The organism is Spirillospora sp. NPDC048819 (genome assembly GCF_040650055.1).
Lineage (GTDB): Bacteria > Actinomycetota > Actinomycetes > Streptosporangiales > Streptosporangiaceae > Spirillospora.
On the sequence record NZ_JBEZGN010000007.1, the window covers coordinates 251,016 to 271,367 of the forward strand.

At 69.0% G+C, this 20,352-nt stretch carries 22 protein-coding genes; 11 read left to right on the forward strand and 11 right to left on the reverse strand.

Going from position 1 to position 20,352, the window contains the following annotated elements:
• Nucleotides 1-23 precede the first annotated feature (23 nt).
• From AB0C35_RS13340 to AB0C35_RS13355, 4 genes are all read right to left on the reverse strand, one after another.
• On the reverse strand, nt 24-911 hold the full coding sequence (locus tag AB0C35_RS13340) for a peptidase inhibitor family I36 protein (RefSeq protein ID WP_358454307.1): 888 nt from the start codon (nt 909-911) through the stop codon (nt 24-26).
• Nucleotides 912-955: 44 nt separating this feature from the next.
• A complete protein-coding gene (locus AB0C35_RS13345; protein WP_358454309.1) occupies nt 956-1,801 on the reverse strand; it encodes a peptidoglycan-binding protein in 846 nt (281 codons plus the stop codon).
• 423 nt (nt 1,802-2,224) lie between these two features.
• On the reverse strand, nt 2,225-3,655 hold the full coding sequence (locus AB0C35_RS13350; protein ID WP_358454312.1) for an aldehyde dehydrogenase family protein: 1,431 nt from the start codon (nt 3,653-3,655) through the stop codon (nt 2,225-2,227).
• The gene (locus AB0C35_RS13355) at nt 3,655-4,773 is read right to left on the reverse strand and encodes an NAD(P)-dependent alcohol dehydrogenase (RefSeq protein ID WP_358454315.1); all 1,119 of its coding nucleotides are present in this window, start codon (nt 4,771-4,773) and stop codon (nt 3,655-3,657) included. The genes AB0C35_RS13350 and AB0C35_RS13355 overlap by 1 nt, the downstream gene beginning before the upstream one ends.
• 135 nt (nt 4,774-4,908) lie before the next feature.
• Between AB0C35_RS13355 and AB0C35_RS13360 the strand changes: the two genes are divergently transcribed.
• On the forward strand, nt 4,909-5,703 hold the full coding sequence (locus AB0C35_RS13360; RefSeq protein WP_358454318.1) for an IclR family transcriptional regulator: 795 nt from the start codon (nt 4,909-4,911) through the stop codon (nt 5,701-5,703).
• A gap of 104 nt (nt 5,704-5,807) precedes the next feature.
• On the opposite strand, the gene AB0C35_RS13365 is transcribed toward AB0C35_RS13360, so the two are convergent.
• Nucleotides 5,808-6,302, reverse strand: coding sequence for a VOC family protein (locus AB0C35_RS13365; RefSeq protein ID WP_358454321.1), 495 nt, complete (start codon nt 6,300-6,302; stop codon nt 5,808-5,810).
• A 130-nt stretch (nt 6,303-6,432) separates the two neighbouring features.
• Between AB0C35_RS13365 and AB0C35_RS13370 the strand changes: the two genes are divergently transcribed.
• From AB0C35_RS13370 to AB0C35_RS13380, 3 genes are all read left to right on the forward strand, one after another.
• The gene (locus tag AB0C35_RS13370; protein WP_358454324.1) at nt 6,433-7,263 is read left to right on the forward strand and encodes a fumarylacetoacetate hydrolase family protein; all 831 of its coding nucleotides are present in this window, start codon (nt 6,433-6,435) and stop codon (nt 7,261-7,263) included.
• Nucleotides 7,260-8,864 (forward strand): bifunctional 3-(3-hydroxy-phenyl)propionate/3-hydroxycinnamic acid hydroxylase, encoded by a 1,605-nt coding sequence (locus tag AB0C35_RS13375; RefSeq protein WP_358454327.1) that lies wholly within the window; start codon nt 7,260-7,262, stop codon nt 8,862-8,864. Before AB0C35_RS13370 ends, AB0C35_RS13375 begins: the two co-directional genes overlap by 4 nt.
• 652 nt (nt 8,865-9,516) lie before the next feature.
• Nucleotides 9,517-10,728 (forward strand): MFS transporter, encoded by a 1,212-nt coding sequence (locus AB0C35_RS13380; RefSeq protein ID WP_358454330.1) that lies wholly within the window; start codon nt 9,517-9,519, stop codon nt 10,726-10,728.
• A 67-nt stretch (nt 10,729-10,795) separates the two neighbouring features.
• Here AB0C35_RS13380 and AB0C35_RS13385 read toward each other — a convergent pair whose 3' ends face one another.
• From AB0C35_RS13385 to AB0C35_RS13405, 5 genes are all read right to left on the reverse strand, one after another.
• Nucleotides 10,796-11,434 carry an MBL fold metallo-hydrolase gene (locus AB0C35_RS13385; RefSeq protein WP_358454332.1) on the reverse strand — a complete coding sequence of 213 codons (639 nt, stop codon included), beginning with the start codon at nt 11,432-11,434 and terminating at the stop codon, nt 10,796-10,798.
• 141 nt (nt 11,435-11,575) lie between these two features.
• On the reverse strand, nt 11,576-12,271 hold the full coding sequence (locus AB0C35_RS13390; protein ID WP_358454335.1) for a class II aldolase/adducin family protein: 696 nt from the start codon (nt 12,269-12,271) through the stop codon (nt 11,576-11,578).
• A 40-nt stretch (nt 12,272-12,311) separates the two neighbouring features.
• Nucleotides 12,312-12,644 (reverse strand): ferredoxin family protein, encoded by a 333-nt coding sequence (locus tag AB0C35_RS13395; protein ID WP_358454338.1) that lies wholly within the window; start codon nt 12,642-12,644, stop codon nt 12,312-12,314.
• Between the two features lie 56 nt (nt 12,645-12,700).
• Nucleotides 12,701-13,666: a TAXI family TRAP transporter solute-binding subunit gene (locus tag AB0C35_RS13400; RefSeq protein ID WP_358454341.1), complete on the reverse strand. Its 966-nt coding sequence runs from the start codon at nt 13,664-13,666 to the stop codon at nt 12,701-12,703.
• Nucleotides 13,659-13,940: a nickel-binding protein gene (locus AB0C35_RS13405; RefSeq protein WP_358454344.1), complete on the reverse strand. Its 282-nt coding sequence runs from the start codon at nt 13,938-13,940 to the stop codon at nt 13,659-13,661. Before AB0C35_RS13405 ends, AB0C35_RS13400 begins: the two co-directional genes overlap by 8 nt.
• A gap of 160 nt (nt 13,941-14,100) precedes the next feature.
• Here AB0C35_RS13405 and AB0C35_RS13410 point away from each other — a divergent pair, with 160 nt between their 5' ends.
• The 4 genes from AB0C35_RS13410 to AB0C35_RS13425 all read left to right on the forward strand — a co-directional run bounded on the left by AB0C35_RS13410 (nt 14,101) and on the right by AB0C35_RS13425 (nt 17,078).
• The gene (locus AB0C35_RS13410) at nt 14,101-14,838 is read left to right on the forward strand and encodes an IclR family transcriptional regulator (protein WP_358454458.1); all 738 of its coding nucleotides are present in this window, start codon (nt 14,101-14,103) and stop codon (nt 14,836-14,838) included.
• 213 nt (nt 14,839-15,051) lie between these two features.
• Nucleotides 15,052-15,795, forward strand: coding sequence for a hypothetical protein (locus AB0C35_RS13415; protein WP_358454347.1), 744 nt, complete (start codon nt 15,052-15,054; stop codon nt 15,793-15,795).
• Nucleotides 15,792-16,331 (forward strand): hypothetical protein, encoded by a 540-nt coding sequence (locus tag AB0C35_RS13420; protein WP_358454350.1) that lies wholly within the window; start codon nt 15,792-15,794, stop codon nt 16,329-16,331. The genes AB0C35_RS13415 and AB0C35_RS13420 overlap by 4 nt, the downstream gene beginning before the upstream one ends.
• A 69-nt stretch (nt 16,332-16,400) precedes the next feature.
• Nucleotides 16,401-17,078 (forward strand): hypothetical protein, encoded by a 678-nt coding sequence (locus tag AB0C35_RS13425; protein ID WP_358454353.1) that lies wholly within the window; start codon nt 16,401-16,403, stop codon nt 17,076-17,078.
• A 131-nt stretch (nt 17,079-17,209) separates the two neighbouring features.
• Here the strand turns inward: AB0C35_RS13425 and AB0C35_RS13430 are convergent, their stop codons facing one another.
• Nucleotides 17,210-17,803, reverse strand: coding sequence for an IclR family transcriptional regulator C-terminal domain-containing protein (locus tag AB0C35_RS13430; RefSeq protein WP_358454461.1), 594 nt, complete (start codon nt 17,801-17,803; stop codon nt 17,210-17,212).
• Between AB0C35_RS13430 and AB0C35_RS13435 the strand changes: the two genes are divergently transcribed.
• Genes AB0C35_RS13435 through AB0C35_RS13445 form a run of 3 tightly spaced genes read left to right on the forward strand, consistent with a single transcriptional unit; the run spans nt 17,802 to nt 20,340 of the window.
• Entirely contained in the window at nt 17,802-18,929 is a 1,128-nt protein-coding gene (locus tag AB0C35_RS13435) for a cupin domain-containing protein (RefSeq protein ID WP_358454356.1), read from the forward strand. The two genes, AB0C35_RS13430 and AB0C35_RS13435, sit on opposite strands and share 2 nt — an antisense overlap.
• Nucleotides 18,926-19,756, forward strand: coding sequence for a fumarylacetoacetate hydrolase family protein (locus tag AB0C35_RS13440; RefSeq protein ID WP_358454359.1), 831 nt, complete (start codon nt 18,926-18,928; stop codon nt 19,754-19,756). Before AB0C35_RS13435 ends, AB0C35_RS13440 begins: the two co-directional genes overlap by 4 nt.
• Entirely contained in the window at nt 19,753-20,340 is a 588-nt protein-coding gene (locus tag AB0C35_RS13445) for a maleylpyruvate isomerase family mycothiol-dependent enzyme (RefSeq protein ID WP_358454362.1), read from the forward strand. Before AB0C35_RS13440 ends, AB0C35_RS13445 begins: the two co-directional genes overlap by 4 nt.
• Nucleotides 20,341-20,352: the final 12 nt, after the last annotated feature.

The window sequence follows — 20,352 nt, forward strand, 5'->3', positions numbered from 1 at the left end:
GTTCTGGTGGGGGACGTGGCGCGCTAGGCGATGTTGTAGCCCCGGGCGTGCCAGAACGAGGTCGGGTTCGGGTTGTCCAGGTGCGGGTCGTTGACGCTCTTGGCCGCGTGGGTCTGCCGTCCGAGGCGCATCTCGACGTGGGTGTGCGCGGCCGAACTGGACGACACCCCGCGCCACGCCTCGTCCGCGATGATCTGGCCGCGGCTGATCGACTGGCCCACCGCCAGCGAGGAGCGCGGGGCGGAGTGCAGGTAGATCACGGTCTTGTTCAGCGAGGAGTTGTAGATGGAGATCGTGGAGAGTCCTCCGCTGCCGTTGGACCCGCGTGCGATGTAGATGACCTTGCCGCTCACGAGGGCGTGCACGTTCGAGCCGATGCCGCGGGCGATGTCGATGCCCTCGTGCCGGCCGGGGGTGGAGGTGTAGCCGTCGAAGCCGCAGGTGATCCGGCCGCCGCTCGCCTTGTACAGGCCGGTCGTCATCCTCGTGCGCGACGAGGGCGAGAACTGGTGGGAGGCGTTCTGGTTCTTCAGGTTGGAGTTGAGGTTGCCTTTGGCGCCGGCCTTGAAGTCCTGGTAGGTGCCGCCGTAGTTGCTGTTGTAGTAGACCCGGACGGTCTTGCTGCTGCGGTTCCAGACCGAGGCGGCCTCGTTCTTGATGCACAGGCCTTTGCCGTTGCCCGGGCCTTTGAAGTCGTAGCAGGACGGCTGCTCGGTGCCGTAGTTGGCGACCGATCCCGTGAAGTCCGAGACCGATCCCGCGTTGTTGCTGTTGTAGTAGTAGCAGAACTCGCCGCTCTCACAGACACCGTTGCGGCTCGCGGCCGAGGCGGGCGATGCGAGGGCGGCCGCGGCCCCGCCGAGGGCGACGGCGGCGGTCGTCGCGGTGAGGATCTTGCTGAGCGTGCTCATACTTCTCTCCTTCTGTTCGCGAATCCCGGGGTTGGCGGGGGAGGTCAGCGGCGCTGGTACTCCTCCCAGGTGCGGATGGTCACCTTCGGGCCGTCGTCCGGATTACGGTTGGCGAGCCCGTTCAGGCCGAGGTAGTAGTCGCCCACCTGGTGCTGGGCCTGGCTGGAGAGGTCGGTGTCGCTGATGGCGGCGGCGTGGATGTGCCACGGCCAGTCGCCCTGTTCGGGGCTGCGCACCCAGGCCGCGAAGCCGACCCGGCGCAGCGCGCGGGCGGCCGCGGTGCTGGTGGCGGAGCTCATCCCCTTGACCGAGATGTCGACGACGCCGCCGCCGTCATGGGTGCCCGCGGACGTGGGGTCGCCGCCGGGGTTGTACGACCCCTGCTCGAGCACGAGGTCGCGGCCGAGCAGCCGCTCCGCCTCGGCCAGCATGTCCCGCGTGCGGGTGTTGACGATGACGCCGCCGGTGGAGACGCGGGCACCCGGGCCGATGGTGCGGGTGACCGTGAAGCGGCCGGCTCCCAGCTTGGCGAGGGACGTCTTGCCGGGCAGGCCGTTGGCGTCGAGACCGGTGTAGCCGAGCGACTTCTGGTACTTCGCATAGGCGGCGACCGTCTTGGTGCCGAAGTGGCCGTCCACCCACTGGGCGTCCAGCAGGTTCCGATCGCGCAGAGCCCGCTCGACGAGCAGGACGCCGGCCTTGGCGCCCGGGGTCAACGCGTCGCCGGCCCGCCGCGGGTCGATCTGCGCCGCCTTGACGGTGGCCTCCATGTTCACGCTCGGAAGCGCCTTGGCCCCGGCGGCCTGCGCCGGCGGCGCCTCAGACGCTCCGGTCAGAGAAGTGAGCAAGGCCGCCCCCAGAAGGGCAGCGGCAAGGGACGGCAGGTTCATGTGATCTCCTGAATGCGGGCGACGGGGAGCGAAGTCCGCGGCTGAGGCCACCGTCACCGATCACTCGGGTTGTCCTCAAGAAGATCCGTGTTGTCAGCCTGTACGCCGGACACACTCGTACAGCCGGACACGCTCTCTGCCAGGCGCCGAACCGCGTCCCGCAGGCCGTCCCCGAGTCCAGACCCGCCGGCGGCGGGCACAGGGGCGGCAGGACAGAAACGACCGTTGCTCGGCTTGTGCGCCGACTCGGCCCCAGGGTGGCCTCAGCCCGGCCCCGGGCAGGATCCCCGGTGCACCCGGCGGAGGGCGTTTGCCCTGGTCAGGATGGGTGGGTCGCGTGGGACTCGAACCCACAGCCTGCGGATCAAATCGGCGCCTGCTGGTTGCGCTATGTCAGAGGTACCCGCCGGTGAACACGCTGGTTCAGGGGAGGGCTGGGGCGGTGTGGACCAGGTGCTTGATCTCCTGGAATTCCTCCATGCCGCGTCGGCCGTTGAGCCTGCCGACGCCGCTGTGTTTGAAGCCGCCTTCTTCGAACTGGTCGTGGATGACGCCCCAGGTGTTGGTCCATATCGTGCCGGCGTCCAGTTCGCGGGCCACGCGCATCGGCCGGTCCACGTCGCGGCTCCATACGGAGGCGGCGAGGCCGTAGGGGGTGGCGTTGGCGCGGGTGATGGCTTCGGACTCGGTGTCGAACACCTCGAAGGTGGCGACGGGGCCGAACACCTCCTGCTGGACGATCGGGGATTGGACGTCCGTGACTTCGATCAGGCTTGGTCGTACGAATGCTCCGGCGCCGGTGAGCCCGCCGCGCACCACGATCTTCGCGTAGGTCTCGGCGTCGGCGATCATGCGGTCGATGCGTTCCGCGGCGGCGCGGTCGATGACCGGGCCCATGTCGACGTCGGGGTCTCGGCCGGGTCCGACCCGCACCGCCTCCAGGGATGCGGCGAGCCGTTCCCGGAGCCGGTCGGCGATGCCCGTGTGGGCCAGGATGCGGCTGCCGGCCATGCAGAACTGCCCGGCGAACGTGGTGATCGCGGCGGTCAGCACGGGCACCGCGAGGTCGAGGTCGGCGTCGTCGAATACCAGCATGGGGTTCTTGCCGCCCAACTCCAGCGAGACGGGCTTCAGCCCGGCTGCGGCCTGGGCCATGATGGTCTTTCCTACGGTGGTGCTGCCGGTGTAGCTGACGACGTCGACCCCGGGGTCGGTGACCAGGAGCGGAGCTCCGCCGTTGCCGGATTCGGTGAAGGAGTTGAGCGTTCCGGGCGGAAGGGTGGCGACGCTCGCGGCGATCTCGAGCAGCAGTCCATTGGTGAGCGCGGTCTGGGCGGGCATCTTCATGGCGACCGTGCAGCCCGCTGCGAGTGCCGGTGCGAAGGAGCGCACCGCAAGGATCACCGGCGAGTTCCACGGGACGATGACGCCTGCCACTCCGAGCGCCTGGTGCAGCGTCACGGAGTACATCCCGGGCCTGGCCTCGGCGGAGCGGCCGGTGTCGGTGAGCGCGAGAGCGGCGTGGTAGCGGAGTTTGGGGATCGTGGAGTCGATCTCGATGCCCGCGTCGTGCAGCGTCTTGCCGTTCTCCCGCGAGAGCAGATCGACCAGTTCGTCGCGGCGCTCGGCCATTCGCTGGGCGAACTCCAGCAGCGCGGCGGCCCGTGCATGACGGTCGCGGGACCAGGAGGTATCGGTGAAGGCAGACCGTGCGGCGGCGATCGCCGCACGGGCCTCGTCGATGCCGCCATCGGCGAAGGTGCCGATGGGCTCCCCGGTGGCCGGGTCAGTGGACTGCAGGCGGACCGGGGAGTCGCGCCACTGCCCGCCGATCCAGTTGAGTGCGTTCTTCATCAGGCGTCCTCCCCGGAGAAGCGGATGACCGGTTTGAGCGTGGCGCCGGACTGGGCGTCGGCTACGGCACGGTCCAGTTCCTCGGGCGGGTAGGTCCGGATGAGCCGGTCGAACGGCAGCCGGCCCTGGCGATGCAACTCGATCAGAGCGGGGATGAAGGTGAGGCGGTCGCTGCCGCCCTCGGTGACGCCACGGATCGTGCGGCCGTCGATGAGCGCGTTGACGTCGAAGGAGACGCGGCTGCCCGCGGCGGGAGCCCCGACCACTGCGACGGTTCCCGTGCTGCTCACAGCGTCGATGGCCTGTTCCAGGACCGCGGGTACGCCGGTGGTCTCCAGCGCGTGCGTGAGGTCGCCGAGTCCGGAGAGCAGTTCGGGCAGCGGGCCGCGCGTGGTGTCGACGATGTCGGTGGCGCCCAGTTCCAGCGCCAGGCGCAGCCGGGAGGGAACCCGGTCGACGGCGATGATCCGGCTCGCCCCGGTGAGCCTCGCGGCCATCACCGCCGATAGACCGACCGCGCCGGCGCCGAACACGACGAGGGTCGCGCCGGTGGCCGGGCGCAGCACGTTGAGGACCGCACCGGCGCCCGTCTGGACGCCACAGCCGACCGGGGCGAGCATGGCCAGTTCGTCCTCGCCGGTCGCCGTCACTTTCACCGCGCTGCGCACGTCCACGACGGCGTGCCGGGCGAGCGACGACTGGCCGAAGAACCGGCCGCCCAGTCGCTCGCCGTCCGGCGTGCTGATCGGTGAGCTGCCGTCCGGCCGTCCGGCGGAGAAGTTGCGGAGGAAGAACGTGGAGCACGCCGTCGGCCGGCCGCCGAGGCAGGCCGTGCAGTGTCCGCAGTTGGTGAAGCTCAGGAGCACCCGGTCGCCAGGCATGACCGAGGTCACGCCCGGGCCGACCGCTTCCACCACGGCGGCGCCCTCGTGGCCGAGGACCGCGGGAAGTGTGACGGGAAGGCGTCCCGCCAGGACGGAGAGGTCGGTGTGACACAGGCCGGCGGCGACGACGCGGACCAGTGCCTCTCCTTCACGTGGATCTTCGAGCCGCACCGGCTCCCAGGTGAAGCCGTCGGCTCCTGCTCGCGCGACGGCGGCAGTGGTCGAAACAGGCATGCAGCGGCTCCTCACAAACCTTCCGAGGAATCCTGATTTTCAGGACCCGGATTCTGTTTATCGAGTCACGTCCAGTATGCCGTCGCTTCACGACGAGGGCCGGAGGCACCCTGACCTTCATGTAGCGTTTCCTGCATGGCAGGACAGGCAGAGACTCGTTCTGGGACCTACCGGGACCGCAACTCCACCGCTGACCGGGCGCTGGACATCCTGGCGTTGTTCGGCGACGACCGGCTCGTCATCGGTGGTCAGGAGGTCGCCGACCAGCTCGGGGTCGCGCGTTCCACCGCCTATCGCTACCTGCAGAGCCTGGCTTCGTCGGGCTTCATCGAGGAGCAGCGGCCCTCCGGGTACCGGCTCGGACCACGGGTGTTCGAGTTGGCGCGGCTGGCCCGCAAGGGCATCGGGCTGTCGGAGATCGCGCGGCCGATCATGCGCGAACTGGTCGGCGAGGTCGGCGAGACGGTGCTGCTCACTCGCCGTACTGGAACCGCCGTCGTCTGCCTGGAGCGGGAGTCCACCGACAGTCCGGTGCGGCTGTCGTATGAGCGCGGTCACGTCCTTCCGGTCAATGCGGGCGCGTCGGCACTGGTGCTGCTCGCGTGGGCTTCGGAGAACGAGGTGCGGGCCGTCATCGAGGCGAGCGGCCTGCCGCGCTTGACCGGCGCGACGGTCACCGACGCCGATGCCCTGCTCGCCCGGCTGGCCGAGATCCGGTCCCTGGGTTACGCGGTCTCCCGCGGGGAGTTGGATCCTGACGTGGTGGGGATCGCGGCGCCGATCCGCGATGAGGAGCGCGCCGTGACGGCCGCGGTGAGCGTTGCCGCGCTGTCGCACCGCATCCCCGACGAACGGATCCCCGAGGTGGCCGCGACCGTCGGCGACGCCGCCCGGCGGATCAGTGAGCGTCTCGCGATGGTGGCATCCTGACCTCGGGAGTTCGGCGACGTCGGCCGGGCCTTGGGAGTTCGGCGGCGTGACCGGACCGCCTCCGCGGCGGGGTGCGAAGGTATCGCAGCGGTGACGGTGCCCGTTCATTGAACGGGCTGGTAGGCGTCGCCGTCGTCGTCGAGCAGGCGCTCGGCCTCTGCCCAGATCTTCTCGGATCGCATGCCGAAGTCGATGGTCTTGCGGAACGGCTGCCGGACGTCCCGCTCGATGCGCAGGTAGACCTCGTTGCGGTTGCCCTCGGGGTCGAAGAAGTAGATGCCGAAGGCGTTGCCGTGGGTCACCTCCTGCTGCACCTGGACTCCTTCGGCGACGAACGTGTCGTGGAACGCCCGGATGTCGTCGAGCGTCTCCACGCGCCAGGAGATCTGGTGCTGCTGCTTGTCGCCGATCGCCGCCGTCCGGCCGGTCTGCAGCACGAACTCGTGGTGCTCCTCCTCCGGGCGTGCGCTGAAGAACACGATGCCCAGCTCGGCGTCCTCGTCGGTGACCGTCAGGCCGAGGACGCGCTCGTAGAAGTGGCGCATCTTGGGCAGGTCGTAGACCCACAGTCCGGTGTGGCCCAGCTCCGCGATAGCCATGACCGCTCCTTGTCCTACTTTGCAGGGCATAGATCCTGTATTGCGAAACAACTCTAATCATGACTAGGCTGTCTCGCGCAACAGGAAACCACGTTCGCTTCTCAGGACATACACCCGGCCGGGAGTTGCCATGCAGTTCGTTTCGTTTCGCGGCGCCGACGGCGTCGAGGCCCTCGCCAGGGTCGAGGACGGTCGGGCGTACCCGCTTCTCGGCGTGACCGCCATCGGTCTGGCCACGCGGCCTGAGACCCTGCGGGACGCCGACAGTGAGCAGGCCGGCCTTCCGCTGGAGGACCTGGAACTCCTGCCGGTCGTCACCCGGCCCGGCAAGATCTTCTGCGTTGGGTTGAACTATCGCGCCCACATCGAGGAGACCGGCCGGGAACTGCCCACCTATCCGGTGCTGTTCCCCAAGTTCGCGTCCAACCTCATCGGGCACGGTCAGGCGATCACACTGCCGCCCGAGTCTCAGCAGGTCGACTACGAGGCCGAACTCGCGGTCGTGAGCGGGCGCGGCGGCCGCAGGATCTCCCGTGATGAGGCCTTCGACCACGTCCTGGGCTACACGATCTGCAACGACGTGACGATGCGCGACTTCCAGTACAAGACCCACCAGTGGACCCAGGGCAAGGCATGGGACGACTCCACCCCGCTCGGCCCGGCACTGGTCACCCCCGACGAGGTCGATCCCGGCAAGCTCGACATCAGCCTGCGCCTCAACGGCGAGGAGCTCCAGTCCTCCACCACCGCGCTGATGATCTTCGATGTGCCCGAGCTGATCAGCGTGATCTCCACCTTCACCCGGCTGGAGCCGGGCGACGTCATCCTCACCGGCACCCCGTCCGGGGTCGGCTTCCGGCGCGACCCCCAGGTGTTCCTCGCCGACGGCGACACCGTCGAGGTCGAGATCAGCGGCTTGGGCGTGCTGCGAAACACCGTTCGCGCCGAAGCCCGACCATGACCTCTCTTCCGCTTCCCGTGCTGGTGGTCGGAGCCGGGCCCGTCGGGCTGACCGCGGCCAACCTGCTGGCGGCCCGCGGAGTCCCGGTCGTCCTGATCGAGCGCAACGCCACCACCAGTGACGAGGCCAAGGCGATCAGCCTGGACGACGAATCCCTGCGGACCCTGCAGTCGGCGGGCCTTGCCGAGACCGTCCTGGAGATCGTGGTTCCGGGCACCGGCACCCGCTATTTCGACCGTAAGGGCCGACCGCTGTTCCACGCCCGCGGACCCGAGCCCTACCGGCTGGGATACCCGTTCAAGAACCAGTTCGCCCAGCCGGAACTGGAACGTGCCCTGCTGTCCGCCCTCCGAGCACATCCCGGTGTTCAGACGGCGTTCGGAACAGAACTCGTCGACGCCTCCGAGGCCGAGGACGGCGTCCTGACAACGCTGCGCGACGTGGAGACGGGCGAAACCCGTGAGGTGGCGGCGGCCTGGCTGCTGGCCTGCGACGGCGGCCGGAGCACGCTGCGCGAACTGCGGAAGATCGACATGACGGGGACCAGCCACACGGATGTATGGCTGGTCGCCGACACCCTGGGGGACACCCACGACCAGCGGTACGGCATGCACCACGGCAGACCGGAGCGGCCCACGGTGATCATTCCGGGCCGTGACGGGCGCTGCCGGTACGAGTTCCGCCTGCGCCCCGGCGAGGGAGCAGGCGGGACCCGGCCGGACTTCGAGTTGATCCAGCGGCTGATCGCTCCGTACCGGACGATCGGCCCCGAGCAGGTCGAACGGTGCACGAACTACACCTTCAACGCGGTGGTCGCCGACCGCTGGCGGGACGGCCGATGCATCCTGCTCGGCGACGCCGCTCACATGATGCCTCCATTCGCCGGGCAAGGACTGAACTCCGGTTTCAGGGACGCCGCGAACCTCGCCTGGAAAATCGCCGAGGTATGGCACGGCCGCGCATCCCAGACACTGCTGGACACCTACGAGGCCGAGCGCAGGCCGCACGCCACCGCATTGGTCGCCTTCTCCGAACGGCTCGGCCGGATCGTCATGACCACCAGCCCCGGCCGCGCCCTGCTGCGTGACGGCCTGGTCCGGGCGATGCTGCGGACCGCTCGGGGGCGCCGCTACCTCACCGAGATGAGATTTCGGCCCCGCGCCGTCCACGAGGCCGGCCTGGTCGTCCGGACCGGCCGGGACGGCGAAGAGCTGGCCGGCCGGCTGCTCCCGCAGCCGCTGGCACTGGTCCCTCCCGGACTGCGCCCGCGCAGGTTGGACGAGGTTCTCGGCGAGGGCTTCGCGCTGCTGGGCGTGGACGTGCCGGAGAAGGCATGGAGAGCCCTTCCCCAGGTCTGGCCGTTCCGCCGCATCGACGTGGCCCTCGGTGAGCGCCTGCCCCGCCCGGCGGAAGGGCGCCAGGCGATCGCCGACGCGGACGGTCGTCTCGAAGCGGCGCTCGCCCCTGCTCGCGGCCGCTTCCTTCTGATCAAACCCGACCGTTACATCGCGGCGGTCTTCAGCGCGGACGCACATCAGCAGGTCGCCGACGAGCTGGCCCGCCACGGTCTCGCCGTGCAGGACCCGTCTGCGCCGGCCTGAGGCTCTGTCCAACGTCGCTCCACCCGATGGCTCAGGTGGGGCGGCTGAGCGACGACTCTGCGGTCGCCGCCATCACGGAGAGGAACGGGTGTGATCCCCGACTCCATGATGTCCTGCTATTCAGGATATAGGTTTTTCTCTGCGAGACGCCAAAACCATTGACCCGCCTCCGACCTGGGTTTACTGTGTACCGAGATGCAGGACCTTTGTTTCGAATAGCAGAACACAAGGTCGATGAATGACCGTCACCGCCCCTTCGAACGAGAACGGTTCGGCCAGAACACGGCCGTCCTCTCCCCGAACCGACCGATCTGCGGCCGGCTGAACCGGCGCTGAGGCGTCAACCCAACCCGTCGTCCACGTCTGCGGACCCCATCCCGAGAACCGTCCCGGCCGGGACGCTTGAGCACCGGTGTCCTGGCCGCGGTGACTCCCTGTTCGACCACCCCGACAGGGCAGCGTCCCCCGCCGGCGAATTTCGGCATGGAAAGAGACGCCCGTCCGGGCCGACCTGCGTGTCGCCTGGATCGGCACAGGAAGAAGGGCATTCGGGGTCGGCTCCGCCCGACGACCGCAGTGCCCTCACCCCACCCCCATCCCGCCGGCTCACGGTCAGTCGACCGAAAAGCGGGGCTTTCGTGCAAGGAGTTCCATGACCACGACCACGACCGCCGCTCCACCGGCCACGAGAAGTCAGGTGCGCGTGCTCGTCGTCGCCTGCCTGATCCTCTTCGTGGACGGCTATGACCTGTTCACCGTCGGCACCATCGGCCCGAGCCTCTTGCGGGACCCCTCCTGGGGGGCCACTGGATCGACCCTCGGAACCCTGGGCGCCGCCACCGCCCTCGGGATGCCGCTCGGCTCCGTCCTGGCGGGATCAGGCGCCGACCGGTGGGGACGCCGTACCCCGATGGTCGTCGCCGTCACCTGGATCTCGGCCACCATGCTCGTGTCGGCGATCGTGCCCAACCTGAACAGCCTCGTGGCCGTCCGGTTCTGCACCGGAATCGGCATCGGCGCGCTCGTCCCGCTCGTCTCGGCGTACGTCACCGACGGAGCTCCCGCTCGTCGCCGCACTCTCCACCTGGCCATCGCCCTCGGGTCGATGGGCGTCGGCGGTGCGGCATCGGCCCTTCTCGGCCGTCTGATCCTTCCCGGACACCACTTCCAGACGGTGTTCCTGATCGGCGCGCTGTCGATCATCCTCGTCCCCTTCATCTGGTCGATCGTCCCGGCGAACGCGGTCGGCAGGACGAGCGAGCGTGAGCGGATGACCTCGCTGTTCGTTCCGAGCAGCCGCCGCGCAACGGTGCTGTTCTGGATCGCCGCGTTCATGAGCATGGCGCTGGTGTACAGCACCACCGCTTGGCTTCCGACCGTCATGATCAAGAACGGCTACAACCTCAACTCCTCCCTGGAGTTCCTGATCGCCTTCACGATCGGCGCCAGCTTCGGCAGCATGGCGATGGCCGTGTTCGCCGACCGCGGCTACCTGAAGTTCGTCACCTTCGGGCTCTTCGCGCTCTCTGCGGTCGCCATGCTCGTCCTGTCCAGCAACCAGCCGAGACCGCTGCTGCTCGTCGTCTCGGCGCTGGCGGGGCTCGGCTCGCTCGGCTGTCAAGGCATGGTCATCGCCTATATCTCCGCCTTCTACGCCAAGCGCAACCGTGCCACCAGCCTCGGCCTGGCCTTGGGTGTCGGACGGATCGGCGCGATCGTCGGCCCGCTCTACCTGTCCGTCGTCACCGCGACGATCGCCTCCCCGCGAGCCGGCTTCTACGGCTTCATGGTCCCCGCCATCTTCGGCGCGGTCGCGGTCGTGTTCCTGCCCAGGCTTCGCGCTACAGCTGCGGATCAGGGCTGAGAAGGGGGCTGGGCCCCTGGAAGCGCAGAATCGGCTTCCAGGGGCCCAGCCCCTTGGAACATCGTGTTCAGAAGTCGGTGGTGACGCCGTGGTCGAGCACGTGTATCTCTGTGCCGGACGGCGCGAGACCGCGGAAAAGCTGGTAATGGAGTTGCTGATGCACGTCGGCGAGTCCGGCCTGATGGATCGGAACGGCGGCCTGGGGGGCAACGGACCGCAGGTAGTCGATGCTCTCGCTGACCTTCATCCAGGGCCCGCCGGCCGGCAGCAGCAGCACCCGTACGGCGTCGTCCGGGACGACGAAGGCGTCACCGGGGTGCAGCAGCAGGTCGGTGACCAGATAGCCGTTGTTGCCCAAGCACGGCAGATCGCGGTGGATGACCGCATGGTCGCCGCCCAGGACCTTCACGGTGGACTCTCCCGCCTCCACGGTGTCGCCCGGATTGACCGTGTGATGATTCACCCCCGCCTCGCGCAGCCGCTCTCCGCCACCAGGGTTCGTGATCACCTGTACATCGGGGTTGGCGTTGAGAAGGGCGGGGAGGCGTTCGGTGTCCAGGTGATCGGGGTGCTCGTGCGTGAAGAGGATGGCGTCCAGGTCGCGGAGCTCCTCGAACCCTGAGGCGTAGGCGCCGGGATCGAACAGCAGCCGAGCCCCGGGGGCCTCGAAGAGTACGCATGCGTGCCCGAAATGAGTGATCTTCATGATTCTCCCGTCACCGGCCTTCGGGAGGTTCCGACGGCCGGTCGCTCGTGGTTGTCGGCCCGGCCGCGGCAATCCGGCAGCCGGACCGGGCGGGCGGCACCGGACCATTCCCGTTTCCGGCGGCCTATCCTCCGACGGAGGTCACGCCCGTGTCCTGTCCGCCGAGCGGACGAGGTAGTCGTAGCCGGCACGCACCTGTTCGGCGTTCCAGATCTGGTCGCGCTTGAAGGCCGCTTCGGCCTCGTTGGACCAGACCTGGGGGCCGCCGGCGGCCAGCGCGAGAAGCTGTGTGCGGCAGGCGCGCTCCAGCAGGACGGCGTGCATCACCGCGGTGGCGGCGTCGGGACCGACGGTCACCGCACCGTGCTGGGGCATCAGGCAGGCGCGGGCGTCCCCGAGCGCGCCGGCGAGCGCGCCGCCCAGTTCGGGCGTGGCGATGAGGGCGCCGGTACCGGTGAACCTCGGTACCTGCGGGTCGCTGAACAGGACGCCGTCGTGCGAGATGGGCCGTAGTTCGGTGTTCAGCGAGGCGAAGGCGCTCAGGGCCGGCGCGTGGGTGTGCACAACGCAGCCGACGTCGGGTCGCCGCCGCATGATCTCGGTATGGATCGGGTATTCGATGTGTCGCTTGCCCTGGCCGCCGAGGACCTCGCCCGCCGGGCTCACCAGGACGGTCGTCTCCGCCGCCACCTCCTCGAACCCCCAGCCCGCCGACTTCATCCACACGCCGCGCCCGTCGGGGTCACGGATGGCGGCATGTCCCCAGACCATGTCGGTGAGCCCTGCCGCGGCCAGTGCGCGGCTTGCCTCGACGGTCGTCTCGATCGTGTCTTTCATTTGCTTCCCAGGTCAGCGAAGAAGGTGAGGTGTCCAAGGGTCATTCTTCGTTCCAACTTGCGACGAGCGGGGTGTCCACGCCGATGGTCCCCGTTCCGTAGGCGCCGCCGGGGCTGCCCAGCGGGGCGTCTCTTCCGGGTAGCGCCGTCGTGAAGAAGGCGGCGTTGTCGGCGACCCAGACCGGGTCGGGCCCGTCGCCGGTGGCATCGATCGCATTCACCGGGCATTCGGGCAGACAGGCGCCGCAGTCGATGCATTCGTCGGGGTTGATGTAGCGCTTGGTAAGTCCTTCGTAGATGCAGTCCACCGGGCAGACCTCGACGCAGGCTCCGTCCAGTTCATGGATGCATTCTTGATTGATCACGTAAGCCATCGCACGACCTCTTTTCGTGGTGCGGGGGCGGGCGCCGGCCGGGGCGGAGTGGCCAATCAGATCCAGATCGGTGTGCCGGTGGACGACTCGTCCGACGACTCGAGGTCGGCGTAGGCGCGTGCGGCCGCCGGGTGCAGCGGCAGCGGGGTGCGCGCCAGGTCGGCGGGGACGATCGGGTAGGTCACAGGTGTGCGGTCTTCGGGCAGGTGCGCGTACTGCTTTTCCAAGGCCGCGCGGGTCTTCACCATGCACCAGGTGACCAGGTACGCCAGATCGTCGGCCATGTCCCCGCGGCACAGCACCGCGAAGTCGGAGAAGTCCAGTGTGCGGAGATCCTCGGTCAGGCCGGGCAGGTAGCCGGCCGGGACCACCGCGTCCGGCCAGCCGTGCGCGTTGAAGCCGTCCAGGACTTCAGGACCCCACGGCAGGTAGCGCACCGGGCGGACATGCTCGATGCGTTGCCAGTGCGGTGTCATCACCGCCTCGTGGATCAGGACGTTGGTGTCCCCGTCGGCGAACGCGCCGACGCAGGGGAACGGGCGCTCGTCGTAGAAGAAGGTCAGCTCGGCCGGATCGACTCCGGCCAGCCGCAGCGCCCGGTGGGCGGCCCATCCGATGAGGTTGACGCCGTCGTCCGGCGAGGTCGCCACGGTGAGCCGGTCGGCGATGGCCGCCAACTCCGGAACGGTGGTGACCGGTAGGGCGGCGTCCACGGCGACGACCAGCCGGTCTCGCTGCCCGATGGTCCCCAGCGCGCTGAGATCCTCCAGCTCACCGGACTCGTGCAGCATCCGCACGGCGGCGGTCGGAGTGACGATCGCGATGTCGGCTTCTCCGGCGTTCAGCGCGTCGATCTGGTCCCTGCCGCCGCGCCCCGACCAGATCGCGAAGCGAGAGCCGCCGGGGGTGCGGTCGCCCACTTCCTGGGCGAGCCAGCCGCAGATCCGGTGCATGTTGGCCTGTCCCCAGTCGCCGCGGAACACCAGGGTGATCGGCCGGTCCAGACGGGGAGACTCAGTCATCGCTCACCTTCGCGGCCAGGCCGGCGAGCTCGGCGGCGTTCTGCGTGAAGTCGATCTCGTTGATGGAGTCGAAGGGGAAGCCGACTCGCTCGAACTCGCGTTCGACGTCGTCGGGGGTGGCCGCTTCGTAGACCGAGACGATGAAGCCGGTATCGGTGTTGACGTACAGCTGCTTGAAGGTGGCGTGAACCTGCTGCACGACCTCGGGAGCGTTCCCGGCGATCTCTTCCGCCGACAGTCCGGGGGCTTGGTGGAGGCTCAGATAGAGAGGCATCTCGGTCCTTAATGTGTCATGCTACGGAACAGTGTCCCGTATTTTGCTACACTAGAATGTCAAACGCAAGGCTGGACATAGCTGCGCTAACCTGCTCTCAGCACCACGAAGGGCCGAGGACATTTCTGACGACACCGCTCCCGATCGCCCCGCCGGACTGATCGGCGCGGTCGACAACGTTTTGCGGCTGCTGCGGCTGTACCAGGACCACGAGATGATCCGGGTCAACCAGGTCGCCAGGGAGATGGGGCTGTCCCGCTCGACGGTCCACCGGATGCTCGCCACGCTCGGCCACCACCAGTTCGTGGAGCAGGACGAGTTCTCGCGCGCCTACAAGCCGGGCCCCGCGCTGGTCGACATCGGCCTTTCGGTGGTCCAGAACATCGACATCCGGGCCCTGTCCCACGGTGCGCTCGTGAACCTGCGCGACGAGACCGATGAGACGGTTCACCTGGCGTACCTGCGCGGCACCGATGTGGTCTTCCTCGACAGCGTCGAGAGTGCGCGGGTGGTGCGCACCGGTGCCCGCGTCGGACGGCTTCTGCCGGCGCACGCGACCGCCGCGGGCAAGAGCCTGCTCGCCGAGAAGAGTGACGCGGAACTGGCCGCGCTCTACCCCTCGGGTGAACTCTCCGCTCCCACTCCGAACGCCGTCACGACGCTGGATGAGCTGCGAGAGCAACTTGCCGAGGTCCGCCGGCTCGGGTACGCGTTCAACAACGCCGAGAGTGAAGTCGACGTCGTCGCGGTCGCCGCGGCCGTCCGCGACAAGCGGGGCCGGGTCCGGGCGGCGATCGCGACCACCGCCCCCCAGTCGCGCTGCGACGACGCCTGGATCAAGGACACCGCGGCGGCGACCGTGCGTACCGTCCGCGAGCTGGGGGAACGCCTCGGCTGATCCCGGCGGTCGGCCGGAACACCTCCGTCGGCGACTGCGGCCTTCGCGTCACCGGTTCATAGTCCGTGCATCACGGCCGGATCCCGCTCAGGCGGGGTCCGGCCGTCGGCGTTCCTGACGACTCCTCGTCCATGGACGCTTGTCAAATGTCCAAGCAGGTATCACAATGGGGGCCACTGTTCCGTATCGTGCGACATAGTTGAGGGAGTCGCCATGAGTCAGACCATCACCGACCCAGTGCGGCTGGAGGATACGCGGCGGATTCCGCCGCCCGACCCGGATCTGGAACCGCTCAAGGTCAACGTGTACGAGCGGATGTCGAAGGCCGCCGCGCAGCTCATGCCCCTCTTCCCCTACGTCCACGCCGGCGCGATCGTCCCCTGCGGCAACGTCCTCATCGGCGGACCGGAGCAGAGCTACGGCCACTTCTTCCACTGGAACACCGTGTCGGAGGTTGTGGTGGTCTATGGATCGAACCGGTCGCTGCTCGCCTCGGGGCAGATCATGGCGACGCAGAACCTGCACGGGGTGAACTCCTTCCTGCGTGACGAAAAGGACCCGGAGGCCTATGCGGTCATCGTGGTGACCCAGCACCAGGGAGAATCGGGCGACCAGCGTGAGGCGCTCGTCGCCCGCTGCAAGAAGTGCAAGGCCGAACTGATCCGGCACGAGTACGACGCCACTCCCCCCGGGCTTCCCGGCTATGACGGGGCCCGCCACGGCGGTTCCGATGATCTGGTGCACCAGTTCGCGACCACCCTCGGCTCCGCCGAATTCGCGGACCTCCGCAACACCGAAGCGGTCCGCGTCTGCCAGGCGTGCGGTCACGAGAACGTCCCGTTCTCCCGCGCCGAGTGGGGGTGGGCGCGCCAGGTCGACCAGACCCGGGCTGTCAACGCCGCGTGCAACAGCCTGCGCGAAGCCGCGAATGCGACCGAGAAGGAAGGTCAGCGATGAACCGCCGCCGGATGATCCACGCACTCAAGGCCGCCGCCGAGTTCGGTGACTATCAGGACGAAGCCGTCCTGCCCGACCACACCGATCCGCAGATCTATCTGTCCCGCAACCGCCTGCCCCAGCCCTTCCATCTGATCTGCCAGAAGGACACCGTGCTCAGCCAGATGTCCGGCGCGGCCCACGTGCACCTGCGGGACAGTTCGGTGAACAGGTTCCGCATGGACGTCGGCGACCACATCTATATCCCCGCCGGAACGCCGCACCAGATCGTGCCCATAGAGGTGGGGGTCACGCTCCGCTACCAGGCACTCGACGCCGGGCGGCAGGGCGCGGCCTGGTACTGCCCCGGCTGCGACGCAGAACTGCGGCGCTATGAATGGGAGCACGACAACGACGTCCCGGCGGTCCAGTTCTACACCGCGGCCGTGGCCCGCTTCACCGCCGACCTCGACGCCCGGACCTGCGACAAGTGTGCCGCCGTCCACCCGGAGATCGACCTGGCCGCGTTCGGCTGGAACACCCCCGTCTCGGTCTGATCCTCCCTTCCACGGAGAACCAATGCCCACGACCGCCCTGTCCGAAAGAGTCATTGGGAGGACGCGCCGATGACATCTCTACCCGAGTTGTCGGACTCCCGCCGGATTCCGCCGCCCGACCCGGATCTGGAACCGCTCAAGGTCAACGTGTACGAGCGGATGTCCAAGGCCGCCGCGCAGCTCATGCCCCTCTTCCCTTACGTCCATACGGGCGCGATCGTCCCTTGCGGCAACGTCCTCATCGGCGGACCAGGACGGGCCTACGGCCAGTTCTTCCACTGGAACACCGTGTCGGAGGTCGTCGTCTGCTACGGCTCGAACAATTCGCCTCTGGCGCCGGCCCAGATCATCGCGACTCAGAACCTGCACGGCGTCAACTCCCGCCTGGACAACGAGAAGGACCCCGAGGCCTACGCGGTCATCGTGGTCACCCAGCACCAGGCCGAGGAAGGCGACCAGAGCGAGGCACTGATCACCCGCTGCAAGAAATGCAAGGAGGAGCTGACCAGGCACGAGTACGACGCCACACCGCCGTCCGGCACAACTCTGGCAGTCCACCAGTTCGCCACCACGGTCGGTTCCGCCGACTTCGCCCGGCAGCACAACACCGAGCGTGGTCGCACCTGCGCCAACTGCGGCCACGTCAACAACGCGGTCCCCGGCGATGTCTGGGGCTGGGAAAGGCAGGTCAGGCAGACCGACGCGGTCAACTCCGCCCGGGCCGCGCTGGTGGGGGCACAGTCCTAAAGATCGTGTGGGCGGGATGGTCCGGAAGCCCGGGGCCGAGGCCTCCGGCGGGACGGATCATTTGTACCCACATGACAGGGTGTGCTGGACCGGGCTCGGCGAGATCGGTCGGCGCTGTTGCGCGTTGTCGATCAGCGTTGCCGCGTCATGGCCGCCTCAATGCGTCGCGCAGCGGTGGTCAGTGTGCTCACCCAGCCGGGAAGGGCGTCCCGGTCGAACCGTGCGGTGGGCAGCGCGACGGACAGGCCGGCGAGCGGGGCGCCCGACTCGTCCCGCACCAGGACACCGATCGCGATCAGGCCGGTCTCGGTGAGCTGGTCGTTGATGGCGAAGCCCCGGCGCCGCACCAGGCCGAGTTCGCGGTGCAGCCTCGGCAGGTCGACGTCACCATCCTTATAAAGGTCTGCCACCTCGCCGGGCGGCAAGGCGGCGAGGATCGCCTTGCCGCCCGAGGCCAGGTGCGCCGGGAGCGACACGCCCACGCGGTCGCCCACCCGCAGAACGTGCTCGGACTGGACGGTGGCGATGAACCGGGCCTCGTTCCCCAGGCGCACCACCACGTTCGCCGATTCTTCGGTCTGCTTTACCAGCCATCTGAGATGGGGCTCGCACACCGCCCGCAGGAGCGCGACGGCGGTTTGTTCTTCACAACAGAAAAGCTTATCTGCATTGCAGAATCTTGGCAGGCTGAACGCCTGGAACCTGCTGGAAAGGGACTCCACCATGACCGTCACGGATGGATCGCCGGTGACCGTCGTCGCGACCGACGCCGAGAACCAGCCGGCCCGCACACCGGAGCTGGAGGCGCTGTACCGCGGCTTCGAGGCCGAACTGCTCGTCCCGCTGTGGACGGAGATCGGCGATCTGATGCCGCCGTCGCCGCGGTCGAAGGCCGTCCCGCACCGGTGGCGGTGGGACGCGCTGCTGCCGATGGCGGAGCGGGCCGGGGAGCTGGTCCCGGTCGGGCGGGGCGGTGAGCGGCGGGCGATCGCGCTGGCCAACCCGGGGCTGGGCGGGTGGCCGTTCGCGACGCCGACGCTGTGGGCCGCGATCCAGTACCTCAACCCCGGCGAGGACGCCCCGGTGCACCGGCACACGCAGAACGCGTTCCGGTTCGTCGTCGAGGGGGAGGGCGTGTGGACGGTCGTCGACGGCGATCCCGTCGCGATGCGCCGCGGTGACTTCCTTCCGCAGGCGGGGTGGCACTGGCACGGGCACCACAACATCACCGACCGCCCGATGGCCTGGATCGACGGGCTGGACATCCCGTTCCAGTACTTCGCCGAGTCCACGTTCTTCGAGTTCGGGCCGGACGAGGTCGAGTCGCGGGACGCGCCGGACCGGTCGCGGTCGGAGCGGCTGTGGGGCCATCCCGGCCTGCGTCCGCTCACCCATCTCCAGCCGACGCCGGCGACTCCGCTGCTGGCCTACCGGTGGGAGCACACCGACCGGGCTCTGGCCGAGCAACTGGCGCTGGAGGCGGAGGGGCATCGGGCCACGGTCGAGCCCGGCCACGCCGCCGTCCGCTACACCAACCCCACGACCGGCGGCGACGTCATGCCGACGCTGCGCACCGAGTTCCACCGGCTGGCGCCGGACACGGCGACCGCGACGTCGCGTGAGGTGGGTTCCTCGGTGTTCCAGGTGTTCGACGGCACCGGGCGGGTCACCGTCGGGGAGCACGACTGGACGGTCGCACGCGGCGACCTGTTCGTCGTCCCGTCGTGGCAGCCGATGACACTCGCCACCGAGAACGGGCTGGACCTGTTCCGGTTCAGTGACACCCCCATTTTCGAGCGGCTGCACCAGCACCGCGTCCAGTACGACACGATTCAGGAGAACGCTCAGTGAAGCTCGCGACCGTCCGCACCGGCGATGGAACCCGCGCCGCCAGGCTCACCTCCGGCGGATACGTCCTCCTCGACGCACCCGACGTGGGCGCGTTGCTCGCACGCGAGGACTGGGCCGATGAGGCGGCGAGCGCCGGCGGGGAGCCGCGTGCCGTGGACGCCTCCGACCTCGCGCCCGTCGTGCCGCGTCCGGGCAAGGTGCTGTGCGTCGGGCTCAACTACCGCAACCACATTCTGGAGATGGGGCGGGACCTGCCCGAGCACCCCACGCTGTTCGCCAAGTTCGCCGAGGCGCTCATCGGTGCCGGCGACGACATCCAGCTCGCCCCCGAGTCGTCGGCCGTCGACTGGGAGGCCGAGCTGACCGTGGTGATCGGACGCACGGTGCGGCGGGCCTCCGAACAGGAGGCCTCCCGCGCCATCGCCGGATTCACGATCATGAACGACGTCACCATGCGGGACTGGCAGTTCCGCACCAAGGAATGGCTCCAGGGCAAGACGTTCGAGGGCACCACGCCGCTCGGGCCCGTCATGGTCACGCCGGACGAGCTGCCCGGTGGCGTCCGCCCCGCCGTGGCGCTCACCTGCCGCGTCGACGGCGAGGTGATGCAGAAGGCGGAGACGTCCGACCTGGTCTTCGACCCGGTCGACCTGGTGCGGTACGCCTCCACGGTCCTCACGCTGCGGCCGGGCGACGTCATCGCGACCGGCACGCCCGGCGGTGTCGGCCACGCCCGCAAGCCGCCCCGCTACCTGTCGGACGGAATGACCGTGGTGACCGAGATCGGGGGCATCGGGCGCCTGGAGAACACGGCGAGGACGTCATGACCGTCCGCACCTGGATGGACGAGGCCACCAGGCTGTTCCTCGGCGCCCTCGACCGGCTCGCCGACGACCGGCTGGACGCGCCGACCGCGCTTCCCGGCTGGACGCGCTGGCACCTCGTCGGCCACGTCCACGGCAACGCCGAGGCGCTGCGACGGCTCCTGAGCTGGGCCGCCACCGGCGTCGAGAACCGCATGTACGCGAGCCCGGAGCAGCGGGCGGACGAGATCGAGGCGCTGGCGCGGCGTCCCGCATCCGAGCTGCGCTCCCTCGTCCACGCGTCGGCGAACAGCCTCGCGGACGACATGGACGCCCTGCCCGGCGCCGCGTGGAGCAACCTCGTCGTGACCGCCCAAGGCCGGACCGTCCCCGCCGGGGAGATCCCGTGGATGCGGGCCAGGGAGATGGCGGTGCACGCCGTCGACCTGGGCAACGGCGTGACCTTCGCCGACCTGCCCGACGACTTCAACACCCGCCTGGTCTCCGAGGCCGCGGCCAGGCACGCGTCCAGAGGGCGGGCCGCCGACCTGGCCGCATGGCTGACCGGACGGACCGCCGAGGCGCCCACGCTCGGCCCCTGGCTGTGAACCGACGCGATG

Bases quoted from the DNA above. Each gene is read 5' to 3' on its own strand.
- AB0C35_RS13340 (WP_358454307.1), bottom strand. From the start codon at position 911: ATGAGCACGCTCAGCAAGATCCTCACCGCGACGACCGCCGCCGTCGCC.
- AB0C35_RS13345 (WP_358454309.1), bottom strand. From the start codon at position 1,801: ATGAACCTGCCGTCCCTTGCCGCTGCCCTTCTGGGGGCGGCCTTGCTC.
- AB0C35_RS13350 (WP_358454312.1), bottom strand. From the start codon at position 3,655: ATGAAGAACGCACTCAACTGGATCGGCGGGCAGTGGCGCGACTCCCCG.
- AB0C35_RS13355 (WP_358454315.1), bottom strand. From the start codon at position 4,773: ATGCCTGTTTCGACCACTGCCGCCGTCGCGCGAGCAGGAGCCGACGGC.
- AB0C35_RS13360 (WP_358454318.1), top strand. From the start codon at position 4,909: ATGGCAGGACAGGCAGAGACTCGTTCTGGGACCTACCGGGACCGCAAC.
- AB0C35_RS13365 (WP_358454321.1), bottom strand. From the start codon at position 6,302: ATGGCTATCGCGGAGCTGGGCCACACCGGACTGTGGGTCTACGACCTG.
- AB0C35_RS13370 (WP_358454324.1), top strand. From the start codon at position 6,433: ATGCAGTTCGTTTCGTTTCGCGGCGCCGACGGCGTCGAGGCCCTCGCC.
- AB0C35_RS13375 (WP_358454327.1), top strand. From the start codon at position 7,260: ATGACCTCTCTTCCGCTTCCCGTGCTGGTGGTCGGAGCCGGGCCCGTC.
- AB0C35_RS13380 (WP_358454330.1), top strand. From the start codon at position 9,517: ATGACCACGACCACGACCGCCGCTCCACCGGCCACGAGAAGTCAGGTG.
- AB0C35_RS13385 (WP_358454332.1), bottom strand. From the start codon at position 11,434: ATGAAGATCACTCATTTCGGGCACGCATGCGTACTCTTCGAGGCCCCC.
- AB0C35_RS13390 (WP_358454335.1), bottom strand. From the start codon at position 12,271: ATGAAAGACACGATCGAGACGACCGTCGAGGCAAGCCGCGCACTGGCC.
- AB0C35_RS13395 (WP_358454338.1), bottom strand. From the start codon at position 12,644: ATGGCTTACGTGATCAATCAAGAATGCATCCATGAACTGGACGGAGCC.
- AB0C35_RS13400 (WP_358454341.1), bottom strand. From the start codon at position 13,666: ATGACTGAGTCTCCCCGTCTGGACCGGCCGATCACCCTGGTGTTCCGC.
- AB0C35_RS13405 (WP_358454344.1), bottom strand. From the start codon at position 13,940: ATGCCTCTCTATCTGAGCCTCCACCAAGCCCCCGGACTGTCGGCGGAA.
- AB0C35_RS13415 (WP_358454347.1), top strand. From the start codon at position 15,052: ATGAGTCAGACCATCACCGACCCAGTGCGGCTGGAGGATACGCGGCGG.
- AB0C35_RS13420 (WP_358454350.1), top strand. From the start codon at position 15,792: ATGAACCGCCGCCGGATGATCCACGCACTCAAGGCCGCCGCCGAGTTC.
- AB0C35_RS13425 (WP_358454353.1), top strand. From the start codon at position 16,401: ATGACATCTCTACCCGAGTTGTCGGACTCCCGCCGGATTCCGCCGCCC.
- AB0C35_RS13435 (WP_358454356.1), top strand. From the start codon at position 17,802: ATGACCGTCACGGATGGATCGCCGGTGACCGTCGTCGCGACCGACGCC.
- AB0C35_RS13430 (WP_358454461.1), bottom strand. From the start codon at position 17,803: ATGGTGGAGTCCCTTTCCAGCAGGTTCCAGGCGTTCAGCCTGCCAAGA.
- AB0C35_RS13445 (WP_358454362.1), top strand. From the start codon at position 19,753: ATGACCGTCCGCACCTGGATGGACGAGGCCACCAGGCTGTTCCTCGGC.